This window comes from Syntrophales bacterium (assembly GCA_023229765.1).
GTDB lineage: Bacteria > Desulfobacterota > Syntrophia > Syntrophales > UBA5619 > DYTH01.
Genome location: JALNYO010000005.1, coordinates 62,124 through 77,540, shown reverse-complemented (window position 1 = coordinate 77,540; position 15,417 = coordinate 62,124). Strand labels below are relative to the sequence as shown.

Here is a 15,417-nt window from a genome sequence, read left to right as displayed (position 1 = left end):
GGGCTAACATAAATTTTCGACTTATCGTTAAAAACGAAGTTATGACAATATATTAAACTATATTGAAATAATTATGTATGCGCCTCGTCCCAGTTTTTCCCGGCGGCGATCTCCACCTTCAAGGGCACGGATAGTTCCATCGCGCCTTCCATCTCCTTGCGCACCAGCTCCGCCAGCGCTTCGCGTTCGGCAACAGGCGCCTCGAAGACCAGCTCGTCGTGCACCTGCATGATCATCACCGCAGAGAATTTTTCTTCCTGAAGGCGTTGGTGGATTTTCACCATCGCAATCTTGATCAGATCCGCCGCGGTTCCCTGAATCGGCGCGTTGATTGCCGTCCGCTCGGCAAACTGACGAATCTGGGCATGGGGGCTGGCAATCTCCGGCAGATAGCGCCTTCTCTGAAGAAGCGTCGTCACATAGCCGTCGCGCATCGCCCCGTCCAGGATGCCGTCAAGATACGAGCGAACCCCGCTGTATCTCTGAAAATAGCTGTCTATGTAAGCCTGGGCCAGTTTCTGAGACACGCCCAGTTCCTTGGCAAGCCCAAAGGCGCTCATCCCGTAGAGCACCCCGAAGTTGATCACCTTCGCCTGCCGGCGCATGTCGGGGCTGACCATTTCCGGAAAGACCCCGAAAATGTCGGCCGCGGTACGGCTGTGAATGTCCTCGCCGGAGGCAAAGGCGTCCCGCAGCGCCGCATCGCCGGAGAGATGGGCAAGTACCCGCAACTCGATCTGCGAGTAGTCAGCCGAAACGATCTCCCATCCGAGCGGGGCAATGAAGGCCTGCCGGATTCTTTTCCCTTCCGTGGTTCGGATTGGAATGTTCTGCAGATTGGGGTTGCTGCTGGAGAGCCTTCCTGTCGCCGTCGCCGTCTGGTTGTAGGTCGTATGCACCCTCCCCGTTCGGGGATTCACAAGCGCGGGCAGCGCATCGATATAGGTTGATTTGAGCTTCATCATCCCGCGGTAGGAGATTATCTCCGCGGGCAGCTCGTGACTGAGGGCCAGATAGCTCAGCACATCGACATCGGTGGAGTACCCCTCCTTGGTCTTGCGTCCGTGGGGAAGCCCCAGTTTGTCGAAAAGGATATGCTGCAACTGCTTAGGGGAGTTGATGTTGAAAGCTTCCCCGGCCAGGATATGGATTTTCTCCTCCGAAAGCTGGAGCAGTTGCGCTATTTCGCCAGACATCTCTCGCAAAAGGCTGGCGTCAAGAAGAACCCCGCGGCTCTCCATTGCTGAAAGAACACGGACAAGCGGCATCTCCACGTCCTCCAGGAGCCCCTTCATCCCCATGTAGTCAAGCTTTGCATACAAGTCTTCAACAAGCGGCAATAAAACATCCGCGCGTTCTACCGCATAGGCCGCCGCCTTTTCCACCGGAACGGAGGAAAACGAAGCAGCCTTCGCGCCGCTCCCCAAAAGATCTTTTTGCGAGGGAACCTGACTGCCAAGATTTTCAAAAACTACGTCGGCAAGTTCGAATCCGTGTCGCGCCTGATTCACCAGATAAGAGGCAACCATCGTGTCACAGCCGAGACCTTTCATAAAAACGCCGGAGCGGGCCAGCACAATAAGCGCCGTTTTCAGGTCGTGGCCATGCTTGAGTAGAGAAGGATTAGCAAGAAAAGGGGCCAGTCCGGAAAAAACATCCTCAGCAAAAAGCAAAGGAGCTCCATCATCGCTGGCTAGGGGAATGTAGAACCCTTCCCCCCTGCTGGAAGAAACGGCCATTCCCATCACAGAGGCCCTCATCGCCTCCACTGAAGAAAGCAAAAGCTCAAAGGAAAATTCTTTAACCTCACTAAGCATCTCTGTAAGAGCGGAGATATCCTCGCGACTATCGCAAACTCTGTATTTTACAGCCTTTTTCCCCTCGTGAAGTTTAAGTTCATTCAAAAGTGATGAGAACTCGAACTCCCGAAAGTAATCCCTCAGCCGGTCGCGATCAGGCTCATTGCGGCGGCACTGAGCGATATCGAAGTCGAATTTTGCGTCGGTCCTGATCAGCGCAAGATCGCGACTCATAGTCGCCTGAGCTGCGTATTGCAGCATCGCCTTTCGCGTTTTTTCATTATGAATGCGTTCCGGGGCAGCAATGATCTCCGCAACACTGCCAAACTGTTCGATCAGCCGCGCTGCTCCCTTCGGCCCGATGCCTGGAACCCCGGGGATGTTGTCGGAGGTATCTCCCATCACCCCCAGAACATCTGCAACCTGCGCAGGCTCAACGCCGAAGCGCTCCTTTACCGCCGCAATGTCGTAGGTTTTATCCTTCATCGCATCAAACATGACAATGTCTGGTGAAACAAGCTGCATCATATCCTTGTCGCCGGAGGCGATAATCACCTCCATCCCCTGCCCTGCCGCAAGCACGGCAACGGTGCCGATTATGTCATCGGCCTCCAGTCCCTGCTTTTCGATGATCGGGATGGAAAAAGAGCGAATGACATCCTTGACAACGGGAATCTGCGGGATCAGGGCGTCCGGAGTAGCCCGCCGCGTTGCCTTATACCCTTCATAGGCTTCATGGCGAAAAGTCGGCCCCTTTACGTCGAAGGCGATCGCGATGTAGTCAGGATCAAGCTCCCGGAGCAGCTTCATCAGCATATTGGTAAAGCCGTAAATTGCGTTGGTCGGAAAACCCTTGGAGTTGGAGAGTTCACGGATTGCGTAGAAGGCGCGAAAAAGGTAATTGCTGCCGTCCACGATGACAAAGCGGGGACGGGTTTTTTGTTTTTCTATTTCCACCATTTTATGAACAGCAAGCCCCCCCGGAAACCGCGTGGTTGCGGATAGTTTCGTTGATAGCAGAATTAAATGTTTTAAACTGTAAGCTTCGGAAAACTCAGCGGCGTTCAACCCCGCTTTGGCTCGTAGATGCAATAAGGCTCGGCGGCGAGATAATCGCCGGTCTCCTCGTAGGCGCGCGCCCGGCACCCGCCGCATACCTTCAAAAATTCACAGCGGCCGCATTTGCCTTTGTAGCGGCCTAAATCCCTCAAATCATTGAAAATTGGTGATTTCCCCCAGATATCGACAAAGCTGTTCTCCTTTAACTGACCGCAGTCAAGCTCGAGGTATCCGCACGGCTGAACCTGACCGGTATGGGAAATAAAACAGAAGGAACTTCCCCCCATGCAGCCGCGGGTCATCGAGTGCAGCGTCCGGACGTCTTTAGTGCGCTGCGTGGCCATTTCCCCTGTTGCGTTTTTGAGCTCCTTTTGCCTCTGGTGGAAGATCCGATAGTAATGGGGGGCGCAGGTAGCCTTCAATTGCATGCTGCAGGTCAGGCCCGTATCGAAAAACCAGTCCAGCGTCTCTTCATATTGCAAGGGCTTGATCTCCTGATCGGCCATCTCCTTGCCCCGTCCCGTCGGCACAAGCAGAAAGATGTGGTGGGCCACTGCGCCGACGCTATGGGCAAGATCATGCAGGCTTTGAATCTGGGAGAGGTTGCCCTTTGTGATCGTCGTATTGATCTGGAACTCCAGTCCGGCCCGCTTCATCGCCGCAATGCCCTGCATCGTCCCGGCAAACGCCCCCGGAACACCCCGGAATTGATCGTGACTTTCAGGATCGGGGCCATCGATGCTGACGCTTACCCGTTTTATCCCGGAATCGATCAATTTATGAACAATTTCATCGCTCATCAGCGTGCCGTTGGTCGCAAGCACCATCCGCAGCCCTTGGGAATCGCCGTAAGCGGCAAGTTCATACACATCTTTGCGCAAAAGCGGCTCTCCGCCAGTAAGGATAATGACCGGCTTGCCGACGGCGGCAATCTCGTCAAGCACCTGCATCGCTTTTTCGGTGCTTAGTTCTCCGGGGTAAGGACCCTGCATTGCCGAAGCGCGGCAGTGTTTGCAGGAAAGGTTGCAACTGCGGGTGATCTCCCAAGCAACCATTCTCAAGGTATTGGGCAGAATCAGCGAGGAATCTTTTTCCGTAGTGTGATGAAGTGAATCCAATTTCTAAACCTTCCTTCTTATTTTCCTAAAATCACCGCCGCTTCGGGGGCAAAATAGGTGATTATCATATCAGCCCCGGCCCGTTTGATTGCTGTCAGGGATTCCATCATCGCCCGCTCGCCATCGAGCCACCCCATACTGGCCGCGGCCTTGATCATCGCAAACTCGCCGCTTACGTTATAGGCGGCAAGGGGAAGATCGAATTCCTCTTTCGCCCGGCGGATCAGATCGAGATAGGGCAGAGCCGGCTTAACCATAATTATGTCAGCGCCTTCCTCTACATCAAGGGTGATTTCGCGAATCGCCTCGTCCCCGTTTGCCGGGTCCATCTGGTAGCCCCGGCGATCCCCGAAGGCGGGGGCACTTTCGGCCGCCTCCCGGAACGGACCGTAAAAACAGGAGGCGAATTTGGCCGAATAACCCATAATCGGGATGGACTCAAAACCTGCTTCATCAAGACCCTCCCGGATCGCGCCCACCTGCCCGTCCATCATCGCCGACGGGGCAACCATGTCGGCCCCGGCTTTTGCATGGGAAACGGCCATTTCGGAGAGCACCTCCAGCGTCATGTCGTTGTGCACTTCCCCTTTTTCGATGATGCCGCAATGGCCGTGGCTCGTGTATTCGCAAACGCAGACGTCTGTTATAACAATGATATCTGGCACCTTTGCCTTGATTTCCTGGCTCGCCATCTGGACCACCCCGCCGTCGATCAGCGCCTGTGAGGCAATGTCGTCCTTTTTATCAGGTATCCCAAATAGTATCACCGCGGGAATCCCCAGCTCTTTCAGCCTTGTCGCCTCCTTGACGATGTTGTCCACCGACATCTGGAAATTCCCCGGCATCGACGGGATCGGTTTTTTCACCTTTTTCCCGGGAACAACAAAAAGCGGGTAGATGAGATTATCCACCGACAGGCGCGTCTCCCGCACCATCCGTCGGAGAGTGTCGTTTTTTCTAAGCCGTCGCGGTCGGTATTCTGGAAATTGCATCGTAATTCTCCCTTCATTAAAGAACTGTATCGCCCGTTCTGCTTCGTTATCTTTTCATCGGTGAGAAAGCAAGCCGTATCGTATCCCTAAAACCGGGCCGAACTTATCAGCTATCGGGACGGATTGCAATCCCAATGTAAACCCGGGGTCTGCGACAAAAATGTGGGTATCATATGCTTGCAGAAACTTATCCCCCCTTTGGAAAAGGGGGGCAGGGGGGATTCATAATAAAAGCAAGGGGATATTTATTCTCCAGCAAATATCCCCCAACCCCTCTTTGCTAAAGAGGGGTGAAAAACCGCTCTACCCATAAATTTGTCGCACACCCGTAAACCCGTAATACCCCCGGCGCCAAACGCAAACGCCATCGACATGCCTATTCATTTTCCACTACAAACCATATTCAATCGCCACCACGCCTGTCCGGGTAAAGTCTTCCATCCCGAATTGTTTGAGCGCCATTATCTCTTTCAGCAGAACCCCGTTTTCCCCGGTAATTTCAAGTACGCATCTGTGCTCGTCAGCGCTGAGAATTTTCCAGTTTTTTTCCTTCGCGAGCGCCTCAATCTTTTTTCTCTCTCCCTCCTTTGACCAGTTTAGCCTGACCAGAAACAGCTCGCGCCGGACGGCTTTGCGTCCCGTCAAATCGGCTACATCAATGATGTCAACCAGCCGGGCAATCTGTTTGAGTATCCTTGTGAGCGTCGCGTTGTCCCCGATTGTGGTGATGATGATTCTTGTCCTCGCAGGGTCCATCGTAACATTGGCGGAGATGCTTTCAATGTTGAACCCTCTGCCGCTGAGCGTTCCCGAGATCCTTGCGAGGACATCGGGTTTGTTGTTGACCAGAATAGATATTACGTTTTCTCGCACTTCCATGGCTTTAACATCCTTTCTTTAATTAAATGAACGCGCAAACGGGTCATCCCCATTTTCGGCAACTGCCGCTCCTTTTATCTCCATCGGGCCAAAATCCATTTCGGTAAGCGGCGCCCCCGGCTTTACCAACGGATAAACGCCCTCTTCCCTGTCAACGATAAAATCCATTACTACTACCCCTTCCGTGGCAAAGGCCTCTTTGATCACATCTTCAACCTCTGCCACTGTTCGCGCCCGCAGCCCCTTGGCGCCATAGGCCTCGGCAATTTTCAAAAAATCGGGATTGTTATCGAGGACAGTCTGGGAATAGCGTTTCTGATAGAACTTCTCCTGCCACTGGCGGACCATCCCCAGGAAACTATTGTTAAGAATCGCTATCTTAACCGGCAGTTTATTCTGCACCGCCGTGCCCAGCTCCTGGATATTCATCTGGATGCTGCCATCGCCGGCGACATCAATCACCAGGCTGTCCGGGCATGCCACCTGCGCGCCGATGGCGGCAGGGAGGCCGAAGCCCATCGTTCCCAATCCTCCCGAGGTAAGGAAGCAGTTCGGGTCGTTGTACTGAAAAAACTGCGCCGCCCACATCTGATTCTGCCCCACTTCCGTGGCGATGACGGCTTTGCCTTGGGATAACTCATAGAGTTTTTCCACAACAAACTGCGGTTTGATGACATCGCCATTGTTCTTGTAACCCAGCGGGCGTTCTCTTTTCCAGGTCATAGCCTGTTCCTGCCAATCCTTAATGGCGCCGGGCTGGACATAATTTCTTTCTTTCAGTCTGGCAACAAGGGCAGAAAGCGCCTGTTTTGCGTCGGCAACGATAGCGAGATTCGTCCTGACAATTTTATCAATGGAAACGGGATCAATATCAATGTGAATGATCTGGGCACGGGGCGCAAAGGCTTCAACATTGGAAGTTACCCGGTCATCAAAACGCACGCCAACTCCGATAACAAGATCGCAATTGGTAAAAGCCATATTTGCGGCATAGGTCCCGTGCATCCCCGCCATTCCCAGCCAAAGCGGATCTGATGCGGGAAACGCGCCCAACCCCATCAGTGTTGAAGCAACCGGAGCGCCAATCATTCTTGCCAATTCCCGCAACTCGCCGGACGCCTTGCCCATTGAAACCCCGCCCCCGGCAAAGACAAGGGGATTCTGAGCGGCGGCGATCATTGCCGCGGCCTTGTCTATTGCAGAGGCATCGAGCGTCTCTTCGGCATACAGGTAGCCGCTCTGAAAACAGACATCCTCTTCTTCCATCTCCGCCTGCATGACATCCTTGGGAAGATCAACCAGCACGGGGCCAGGTCTGCCCGAACGGGCAATATGAAACGCCTCCCGCACCACCTTTCCCAGTTCGGCGACATCGCGCACAAGAAAGTTATGCTTGGTGCAGGGGCGAGTAATCCCCATTATATCAACCTCTTGAAAAGCGTCGCTGCCGATCAGGGCGGTTGGCACCTGCCCCGTCAAGATAACAACAGGGATGGAATCGCTATGCGCGTTGGCGATTCCGGTAACCGTATTGGTAGCGCCGGGACCGGAAGTCACCAGACAGACGCCGACCTTTCCTGAAGCCCGCGCGTAACCGTCGGCGGCGTGAATAGCGCCTTGTTCGTGCCGTACCAGGATGTGCCGTACCTTTTGGCGGAACAATTCGTCATAGATGCCGATAACCGCTCCCCCCGGATAGCCAAAGATTACTTCAACCTTCTCCATTTCTAATGCCTTGAACAGAATTTGCGCTCCTGATACCTTCACTTTCGACCTCCTGTTTGTATGAAAATCCCCCCATCCCCCCTTTGCCAAAGGGGGGCAAGGGGGGATTTTCATCATTCGTTGTGCCCGCTTCGGGCATGGGGTTTTTTGAGGATTTTCCCGATTTGACGCGCCCTGCCCAGCGCACAAAAAAAAACCGTTGCCAACCTTTTCGGCTGGCAACGGTTTAAATGCAAAACAACAAACCACTATCCAGCCGGGACCTCCCCGATAATAATTATGCTGATAATAATGGTTGCTGCCGTTATGTTTAACATCATACTCTCCCTGTAATGTTGCCATGCCTATAGCAACAGTCTGTTTCTTTTGTCAAGAATTATTTATCTGCGTGTTTTTTGGCAACTAAGGGCCTGTCAACAAATAACCTGGGCAAGATTGCGCTCAGATTTGGGTTGGATTTGGTTGCGGCGATTGAACAAAACCGCAGACGTAGCAGCGCTACGTTGAGGATTTTGTGATTGAGCCACAGCCAAAGATAGCCCAAAGATGAGATGCAAGATGTTCAGGTTATTTGTGGACAGGCACTAAGGATGGGCAGTCAGCAAATCAATGAGAGGCGCATAAAATCCTCCCCAATAAGTTAGAGCCAGCAAAATAACCGTAGCAATGAAACTTGCCCGGGAATTACGGTTGCTGTCAATCAGCGAAGTAATGAAATTAAACACAAGCGCCGCGATAAAAATTATCTGAGGCAAGGCTTCTTTCATTCATATTCCCCTATTAAAATAAATGACTATGCTCGTTGGAAAAAATAATTTTGTCTCTCAGCCTGCAAAGGCGGCTGTAAGTGCGTCAACCAGTTCCGGGACAGTGGCGCGCTTTTGACGGATATGGACGGGTAAACCAGCCTTTTCCGCCGCCGCCTCCGTTACCGGGCCGATAGTCGCCACCTTAACCTGGGACGGAAGATGAAAATCCACTCCCATGATCTTCATAAAATTGACAACGGTAGAACCGCTTGTAAAGATAAGGGCGGAAATTTCACCATCCTCAAAAAGGCGAATCAGTTCAGATGGATCCCTGTCCGTGCTAATCGTTCGATACACAGTTGCCACCTCGACGGTTGCGCCCAGCTTGGCAAGTCCTGCGGGGATAACATCGCGCGCCTCCTGAGCGCGGGGCAGCAGAACACTGCATCCCTGCAAATCACGCCCGGCAAAGGCTTTAACCACCCCCTCCGAAACGAATTCATCCGGCATCAGATCGACTTTTATTCCCAAAGCCTCGATTGCCGCTGCCGTCGCCGGGCCGATAGCGGCGATCTTTACGCCCTTGAGCTCCCGGATGTCTTTCCCCTGCTCTCTCAGACGCCCAAAGAAAAAAACCACCCCGTTGGCGCTGGTAAAAATAATCCAGCGATAAGATTCCAGCTTCTCAATCGCCCTATCCAGCATAGACCAGTCTGCGGGCGGCGCTATTTGGATGACCGGAAAATTTATCACCCTCGCCCCCTGGGTTGAAAGCAATCTCGTCAGCTCTCCCGACTGCTTCTCCGGCCTGGTGATAACGACTCCTCTGCCAGACAGAGGTTTTGTCTCAATCCCGTTCATCGGATTCCCCGCTGTTTGCCCAGATAAATGAGCCGGGCATCAGTTTAAGATAAGTTTTCCTGATTAATTTCAGCAAGCAGCACGTCCCCTCCCCGCAGCAGGATGGTTTCCGCTAACCCACTGCCGAGCTCTCGGTAATCGCCGGCTTCCCCCTCGGCGCGCTCGCGGATCACGACCTTCCCGTCGAGACTCCCCACCATGCCCTCAATGACGATCTTTTCACCGGTTTTTTTCGCGAACCCGGCAATAGGAAGCTGGCAACCGCCGCCGAGTCGCTCCAGAAATGCCCGTTCCGCTCCTACTTCTACAAAAGTGACGGGATCATTCAAAAATTCAATAACACTCAGGCTGCGGTCATCACCCCGTCTCGTTTCCAACCCCAGCACCCCCTGCCCTACGGCAGGCAGCAACATATCCACCGGAATAAATTGAGAAACGCGGGAACTCCATCCCATCCTCGCGATCCCCGCCGCGGCAAGGATAACGCCGCTCAAATTTTCCGTGTCCAGCTTCCTTATTCTCGTATCGAGGTTGCCCCGCATCGGCACAATCTCAAAACCGGGGAAACGGTTTTTCAATTGCAGCTCGCGCCTAAGCGAACCGGTCCCTATTTTCGCACCCGGAGGCATTTCTTCAAGCTTACGGCCTCCTTTCGAGATCAGAACGTCGCGGGGATCCTCCCTCAGAGGCGTTACGGCAATTTCCAGTTTGTCCGGGAGTTCTGCCGGGACGTCCTTCATGCTGTGGACGGCCAGATCGACATCGTTCCTGAGCAGAGCCTCTTCGATCTCCTTGATAAAGACCCCTTTGCCGCCAATCACGGACAGGGCAACGTTCTGCATGATGTCCCCCTTGGTCCGAATTATCTGAAGCTCGACCTCAAGGCCAGGATGCCTCCCCCGGATGAGATCGGCGATCATTCCTGACTGGGTAAGCGCCAGGGCGCTGCCTCTCGTTCCAATGATGAATTTGTTTAAAATAACGGCCTCCTGAACCTTTAACTGCAAAGTTAGATAAATTTAAACAAGCGTCAAAGCTTGAAAAGTCGGCGAATAGCCGCCATATCGGGCAGCTCTTCCCCTTCACTGCTTTCCTCCTTCAAGACGGTTATAGGGTCGTGGAGTATCTTATTAACAACCGAGGATACCAGCCATTCGACATGGGCGCGGTCCTCTTCCTTAAGTCCTCCAAGCCACGCAGAAAATCTGTCCAGCTCTCCCTGCACGATACTGTCCGTCTTTTCACGCAGTCTCACGATCGCCGGCACGGCGGCCAGCGAATTAAACCATTTTTCAAATCCCGCCACCTCTTCGGCAATGAGTTCCTCCGCCCGCAGGGCTTCTCCCCTGCGCATTGCCCTGTTCGCATCAACGACATCCTGAAGATGGTCTATATTGTACAAATAAACGTTATCAAGTTCTCCTACTTCGGGCTCTATGTCCCTCGGAACGGCGATATCTATCAAAAACAGCATATGCTGCTTATGTTTATGCTTCTTTAATGCAGCGGCAACCATCGGGGCGGTGAGGATATAGCCCGGGGCGCCGGTTGAAGCGATAACGATATCCACCTCCGGCAGAAACGAGGGGAATTCATCAAAAGAAACGGCGACGCCATGAAATTCCTCCGCCATTTGCTGCGCCCTCGCGATAGTTCTGTTAGCGATGAAGATGTTGCCGACGCCTTGACGAATGAGGTGGCGGGCGGCAAGTTCCGACATCTCGCCTGCGCCTATCAGCAGCGCCGACTTTCCCTTGAGGCTGCCAAATATCTTTTTCGCCAGTTCCACGGCGGCATAACTTACCGAGACGGCATTGCCGGCAATTTCCGTCTCGCTTCTTACCCTCTTTGCCACCTGAAAGGCATGGTGGGTAAGGCGGTTGAGCAGAACGCCGGTGGCATGGCGATCAACGGCCATCCGATAGGCATCCTTTATCTGCCCAAGTATCTGCGGCTCCCCCATAACCATTGAATCAAGGCTGGATGCAACCCGAAAGAGGTGCAGCACTGCATCGATATCCCTGTAAATGTAAAGATATTTTTCCGTTTCCTTGATATCAAAATTTCCCTGTCTGCACATGAAATTCTTCAGAAAATCCTCGCCCCGCGCCGTATCGCCGAGACGGGCGATCACCTCAATCCGGTTGCAGGTTGCAAGGCAGATCGCCTCTTTTATCTCGGGGTTCATCATTAAATCTGGAAGGGCGACGTCCTGATCCGAGCAGTAGTTCTGGAGTCGTTCGCGGAGCTCGACGGGCGCTGTTTTATAATTCATGCCGACAAGGATAAGTTTCATAGGTTCACATAAAGGTATGCGCCGAACGGAAAAGAAAACTTTCCAGAACGAACATCAATAACAAAGCGAAAAACACCACAAGCGACCAGCGGGCAGCCTTGCGTCCCTGCCAGCCAATGGCCAGCCTCTGATGAAGCAAAAAGGCGTAAAAGCCCCAGGCAAGAAGCGTCCACACCTGTTTGGGGTCCCACTGCCAGTGACTTCCCCAGGCAATGCGCGCCCAGAAGGAACCTGCCAGAATTCCCAGAGTCAGCAGCGAAAAACCCCAGAAGAGGCAAATATAATTGATCCGGTCGAGATCGTGGAGTGATGGAAAAAGATGAATCAGGCTTCTGTCCCGTTTCTTTCTGAGGAGGCGATCCTGGATCAGATACATAATGCCTGCGAGCGACGCAACTGCGAACAGGGCTTCGCCGGCAACAGAGAGCATCACGTGGATGATCACCAGGGTTCCTTTCAGGGCTGACGAACCGACGACGCTTCCCCCCAGATCGATGGAAGCAACAATCATGAGGACCGAGATGACCGGCGCGACGAATGCCCCCAGCACGCGGGTTTTGGTTCTCAACTGCATTGCAAGATAAGAAGCAGCCATTGCCCAGGCAAAGAAGGAGAGGGTATCGTAAACATCAACCGAGGGAATGTCCGCCTCCCCAATCCAGCGAAAAAGATAATAAAAGGTATGGATGCCCAAGGCGACAAGCATCAGGCCCGCGCCGAAACGCGCGGTCAGAACCCTTCTTTTCAGAAGAGACCCCCCATAAACGAAGGCAGAGGCCAGATATGCGGCCAGAGCCGCCTTGAAAAGCACTGTTTCCGTCATCTATCTCTTACCTCCATCTCTACTCCGCTCAGTCTGCGTTTGAGTTCACCTTTCCCTTCCCGCGTCCGGCACGGATATTAATCAAGAGTTTCTAAATATAAAAACCGATTCAAATAGCTCGCGAGCAACGTTCTGAATCATATCCTGCGGCAAGAAACTTTTTTTCAGCTAACTCCAAGTACGCAGCGGGACTATCACAAATATTGTCAAAATTCAATAAACTTGAAATATATTTATCAAAAAGTTATAGATGCATCCGCGTTAGGCGTTGGCAACATTTTACAAAACCGTCAACAGCCGCTGATTTAATTTTAACTTATTTATACGAAAGGGGTACAAGCGTCATGCCTAAAAAACATGAAAACTCGGCGGCCAACAAGGCGGACTGGCTGAAAATAGAGATTTACTCGCCGCTGGAAATGATCGATGCCCTGAACAACTTTGTTGCGGAAATTGGCGCTGAAGGGGCATTTCAGGAATACGAGGCACAACCACAAAACGGCTTGCCTGAATCAGCTTCTCCCGAGATTTTAAAGGTGTTTTTACCCTGCGATATTCGTCTCCAGCAACGTGTTGCGTCTTTACAGACTTACATGGACAGTCTGGCCGAGATCTTCCCGGAGCTGGAAAAACCGACAATGAAAACAGAAACCATCCATGATCCGGACTGGGGCGAAGCATGGAAAAAATACTTCAAACCGCTTAGAGTAACCAAGAATATCGTCATCAAGCCGACATGGGAGAGATATTCGCCGGCGGGCGGGGATGTTGTCATCGATATAGACCCGGGAATGGCCTTCGGAACCGGGCAGCATCCCTCCACACGGATGTGTCTCGAGGCGCTCGAAAATATCCTGCTGCACGAAAGGTCGATCGATAAATGGCGGGTTCTCGACGTCGGAACGGGAACGGGCATCCTCGGCATCGCCGCCGCAAAACTTAATGAAGCGAATGTGCTGTGCGTGGACACCGACAAAAAGGCCGTAGAAATCGCCATCGAAAACGTAATGATCAATAATGTGGAAAAGCATGTCGAGGTACGGCACTGCGAGATCGCTGCCCTTGAGGAAACATTTGAACTGATCGTCGCCAACATAACGGCAAAGACGCTGATCAAGCTCCGCCCGCACCTGCAGCGCCTGCTTAATCAGAATGGATATCTGGTTATTTCGGGAATTATCGAGCAGGACAAAAAGGATATAGAGGAGCATTTCCCCGCTGCCGCCTTCCCCGTTCACCAACTCCTCACGGAGAAGGAATGGCTGTGTTTTACGCTGAGGAAAGGAAATCCTCACGCATGACCGCCACCCGCCTCTATCTTCCCATCTTTCTCCAGCGGGGAGACGTTTGCCGGACTACCTCCGATCAAGCGCACTACCTCGGCTCTGTCTTGAGAATGAAGGAAGGCAGTCGTTTGACTGTTTTCAATGGAGCTGGCGCCGAGTACGAAACCGTCATCAAAAGTTACACAGAAGACGGCGTTGAACTGGAGATACTGGAAAAACGGGAGCTTCCCGTTTCTGATATTGCGGTAACCCTGTGTCAGGCGATCCCAAAAGCCGAGAAAATGGAGGGAATAATCCGCCATGCAACGGAATTGGGGGCAAATCGGATTATCCCTTTTCTATCCGCCCGCTCCATACCGCGCCTTGATTCGTCTAAATCTTCACGACGCGCAAAAATTAATGACCATAAAGAGAAGATTAGTGTTCATAAGCTGGAGCGGTGGCGAAAGATAGCCGTCGAGGCCTGTCGCCAATCGGGTCGGGCCGATATTCCTGAAGTAACTGATATTATGACGTTTAACAACATGCTTTCGACTCTTTCGCCGGACGGATTGAGATTGATCCCTTGGGAAGAGGAGACAGAGGTTTCTCTCCGCGATGTTTTTACAAAACAACGATTAATCTCCAGTAATGACTACAGCATCCCCATAAAGAAGATTATGCTTGCAATCGGCCCGGAAGGGGGATTCAGCGTAGAGGAAATCGACTTGGCGCGGCGCGCCGGCTTTATCTCCGTAAGTTTGGGAAAACGGGTGCTTCGGGTCGAGACGGCTTCGCTTGCCGCCCTTGCCGTTATCCAGTATGAGCTTAAATACATTTGAGGTTAATTATGACAAATATCCACTACGCAGGTTTCTGGAGACGACTTCTGGCATTTATGATCGACAAGGCCATTGTATATGCGATCTCGCTAAATGTTTCACTTATCGCCCTTTTTGCCGTCGGCCTGGGAAGCGACATCATGAAACTCCTCCAGTCTCCCCCTGAAGAGTTAGCACGCGGGGCAGGCGCACTTTCGTTTCTGTGTGTTTTTCTTTCACTCCTCATTGACATGACCTACTTCACCTGGTTTCACGGAATCAGCGGACAAACTCCGGGGAAAATGCTTTTTCGCCTCCGCGTCATTGCCGCATCGGGCGAACCAGTAACCACCGGGACAGCATTTCTGCGCTGGGCAGGCTATCTGATTTCGGGACTGTTTTTCTCGATTGGCTTTTTATGGATCGCCTTTGACCGCAAGAAACAGGGCTGGCATGATAAGATAGCCATGACTATCGTAGTTTGTGTCGATAAAGCCACAGCAACGCCATCCCCTTCCCTCCCCTCCCTTTCGGAACCCCCGCTTTCCGAACCTTCTTCAACCAATGAAGACAACTAAAATGAAACATACACCGCTTGCTAATTTTAAAATCATCGAAGCGCCGCGAAAAACGGCTTGACAAACAAGTCCAGATTTTATAGAGGACTGCCGCAATATAGAGAAGCGCTTATCAAGAGGGCCGGTAGCTCAGTCGGTAGAGCAACGGACTGAAAATCCGTGTGTCGACAGTTCAATTCTGTCCTGGCCCACCATAAGAATCAAGGGGTTGCGAAGTTTTTTCGCAGCCCCTTTTTCTTTGACATTAATTTTTACCGCTGTTTTACCGCTTTTGGAATTATTTCCGGCTAACTTTGTGAAGAATCAAATGAAATTTTACACACGGAGCATTGTTAACGTCAATCTCACGTGATACCCATATAATTATCGCGTAGAACGGCCCTTCAGTGCCAGGGAGTTTAGAGGGTTTGAAACGATGGAGGGTAATTTTTTCGGTTCATCCGGTTATTGCA

Annotated in this window: 13 protein-coding genes and 1 tRNA gene; 4 read left to right on the top strand and 10 right to left on the bottom strand. The window is 52.3% G+C overall.

All coding sequences use genetic code 11. From position 1 onward, the window contains the following. Window positions 1-71: 71 nt before the first annotated feature. The 10 genes from polA to ccsA all read right to left on the bottom strand — a co-directional run bounded on the left by polA (window position 72) and on the right by ccsA (window position 12,301). Entirely contained in the window at window positions 72-2,759 is a 2,688-nt protein-coding gene (gene polA, locus M0P74_04525; GenBank protein MCK9362846.1) for a DNA polymerase I, read from the bottom strand. Window positions 2,760-2,863: 104 nt separating this feature from the next. After that, window positions 2,864-3,976: a heme b synthase gene (gene ahbD / locus M0P74_04520; GenBank protein ID MCK9362845.1), complete on the bottom strand. Its 1,113-nt coding sequence runs from the start codon at window positions 3,974-3,976 to the stop codon at window positions 2,864-2,866. Between the two features lie 17 nt (window positions 3,977-3,993). After that, on the bottom strand, window positions 3,994-4,968 hold the full coding sequence (hemB, locus tag M0P74_04515) for a porphobilinogen synthase (protein MCK9362844.1): 975 nt from the start codon (window positions 4,966-4,968) through the stop codon (window positions 3,994-3,996). Window positions 4,969-5,358: 390 nt separating this feature from the next. Further along, window positions 5,359-5,847, bottom strand: a complete 489-nt coding sequence (gene ilvN / locus M0P74_04510; protein ID MCK9362843.1) for an acetolactate synthase small subunit — start codon at window positions 5,845-5,847, stop codon at window positions 5,359-5,361. A gap of 18 nt (window positions 5,848-5,865) precedes the next feature. Continuing rightward, entirely contained in the window at window positions 5,866-7,614 is a 1,749-nt protein-coding gene (ilvB, locus tag M0P74_04505) for a biosynthetic-type acetolactate synthase large subunit (GenBank protein MCK9362842.1), read from the bottom strand. A 542-nt stretch (window positions 7,615-8,156) separates the two neighbouring features. Further along, entirely contained in the window at window positions 8,157-8,339 is a 183-nt protein-coding gene (locus M0P74_04500) for a hypothetical protein (GenBank protein ID MCK9362841.1), read from the bottom strand. A gap of 57 nt (window positions 8,340-8,396) precedes the next feature. Beyond that, window positions 8,397-9,182, bottom strand: a complete 786-nt coding sequence (locus tag M0P74_04495; protein MCK9362840.1) for a uroporphyrinogen-III synthase — start codon at window positions 9,180-9,182, stop codon at window positions 8,397-8,399. A 44-nt stretch (window positions 9,183-9,226) separates the two neighbouring features. Continuing rightward, window positions 9,227-10,102 carry a hydroxymethylbilane synthase gene (gene hemC, locus M0P74_04490; protein MCK9362839.1) on the bottom strand — a complete coding sequence of 292 codons (876 nt, stop codon included), beginning with the start codon at window positions 10,100-10,102 and terminating at the stop codon, window positions 9,227-9,229. Between the two features lie 110 nt (window positions 10,103-10,212). Next, a complete protein-coding gene (hemA, locus tag M0P74_04485) occupies window positions 10,213-11,478 on the bottom strand; it encodes a glutamyl-tRNA reductase (GenBank protein MCK9362838.1) in 1,266 nt (421 codons plus the stop codon). 4 nt (window positions 11,479-11,482) lie between these two features. Next, window positions 11,483-12,301, bottom strand: coding sequence for a cytochrome c biogenesis protein CcsA (ccsA, locus tag M0P74_04480; GenBank protein ID MCK9362837.1), 819 nt, complete (start codon window positions 12,299-12,301; stop codon window positions 11,483-11,485). A gap of 344 nt (window positions 12,302-12,645) precedes the next feature. Here ccsA and prmA point away from each other — a divergent pair, with 344 nt between their 5' ends. The 4 genes from prmA (at window position 12,646) to M0P74_04460 (ending at window position 15,159) form a co-directional block, all read left to right on the top strand. Beyond that, window positions 12,646-13,602: a 50S ribosomal protein L11 methyltransferase gene (gene prmA, locus M0P74_04475; GenBank protein ID MCK9362836.1), complete on the top strand. Its 957-nt coding sequence runs from the start codon at window positions 12,646-12,648 to the stop codon at window positions 13,600-13,602. Continuing rightward, window positions 13,599-14,408, top strand: coding sequence for a 16S rRNA (uracil(1498)-N(3))-methyltransferase (locus M0P74_04470; GenBank protein ID MCK9362835.1), 810 nt, complete (start codon window positions 13,599-13,601; stop codon window positions 14,406-14,408). Before prmA ends, M0P74_04470 begins: the two co-directional genes overlap by 4 nt. A gap of 8 nt (window positions 14,409-14,416) precedes the next feature. Further along, complete coding sequence (locus M0P74_04465) at window positions 14,417-14,965, top strand: RDD family protein (GenBank protein ID MCK9362834.1); 549 nt, start codon at window positions 14,417-14,419, stop codon at window positions 14,963-14,965. A 118-nt stretch (window positions 14,966-15,083) separates the two neighbouring features. Continuing rightward, window positions 15,084-15,159, top strand: a tRNA-Phe gene (locus tag M0P74_04460). The last annotated feature ends 258 nt before the right edge of the window (window positions 15,160-15,417 follow it).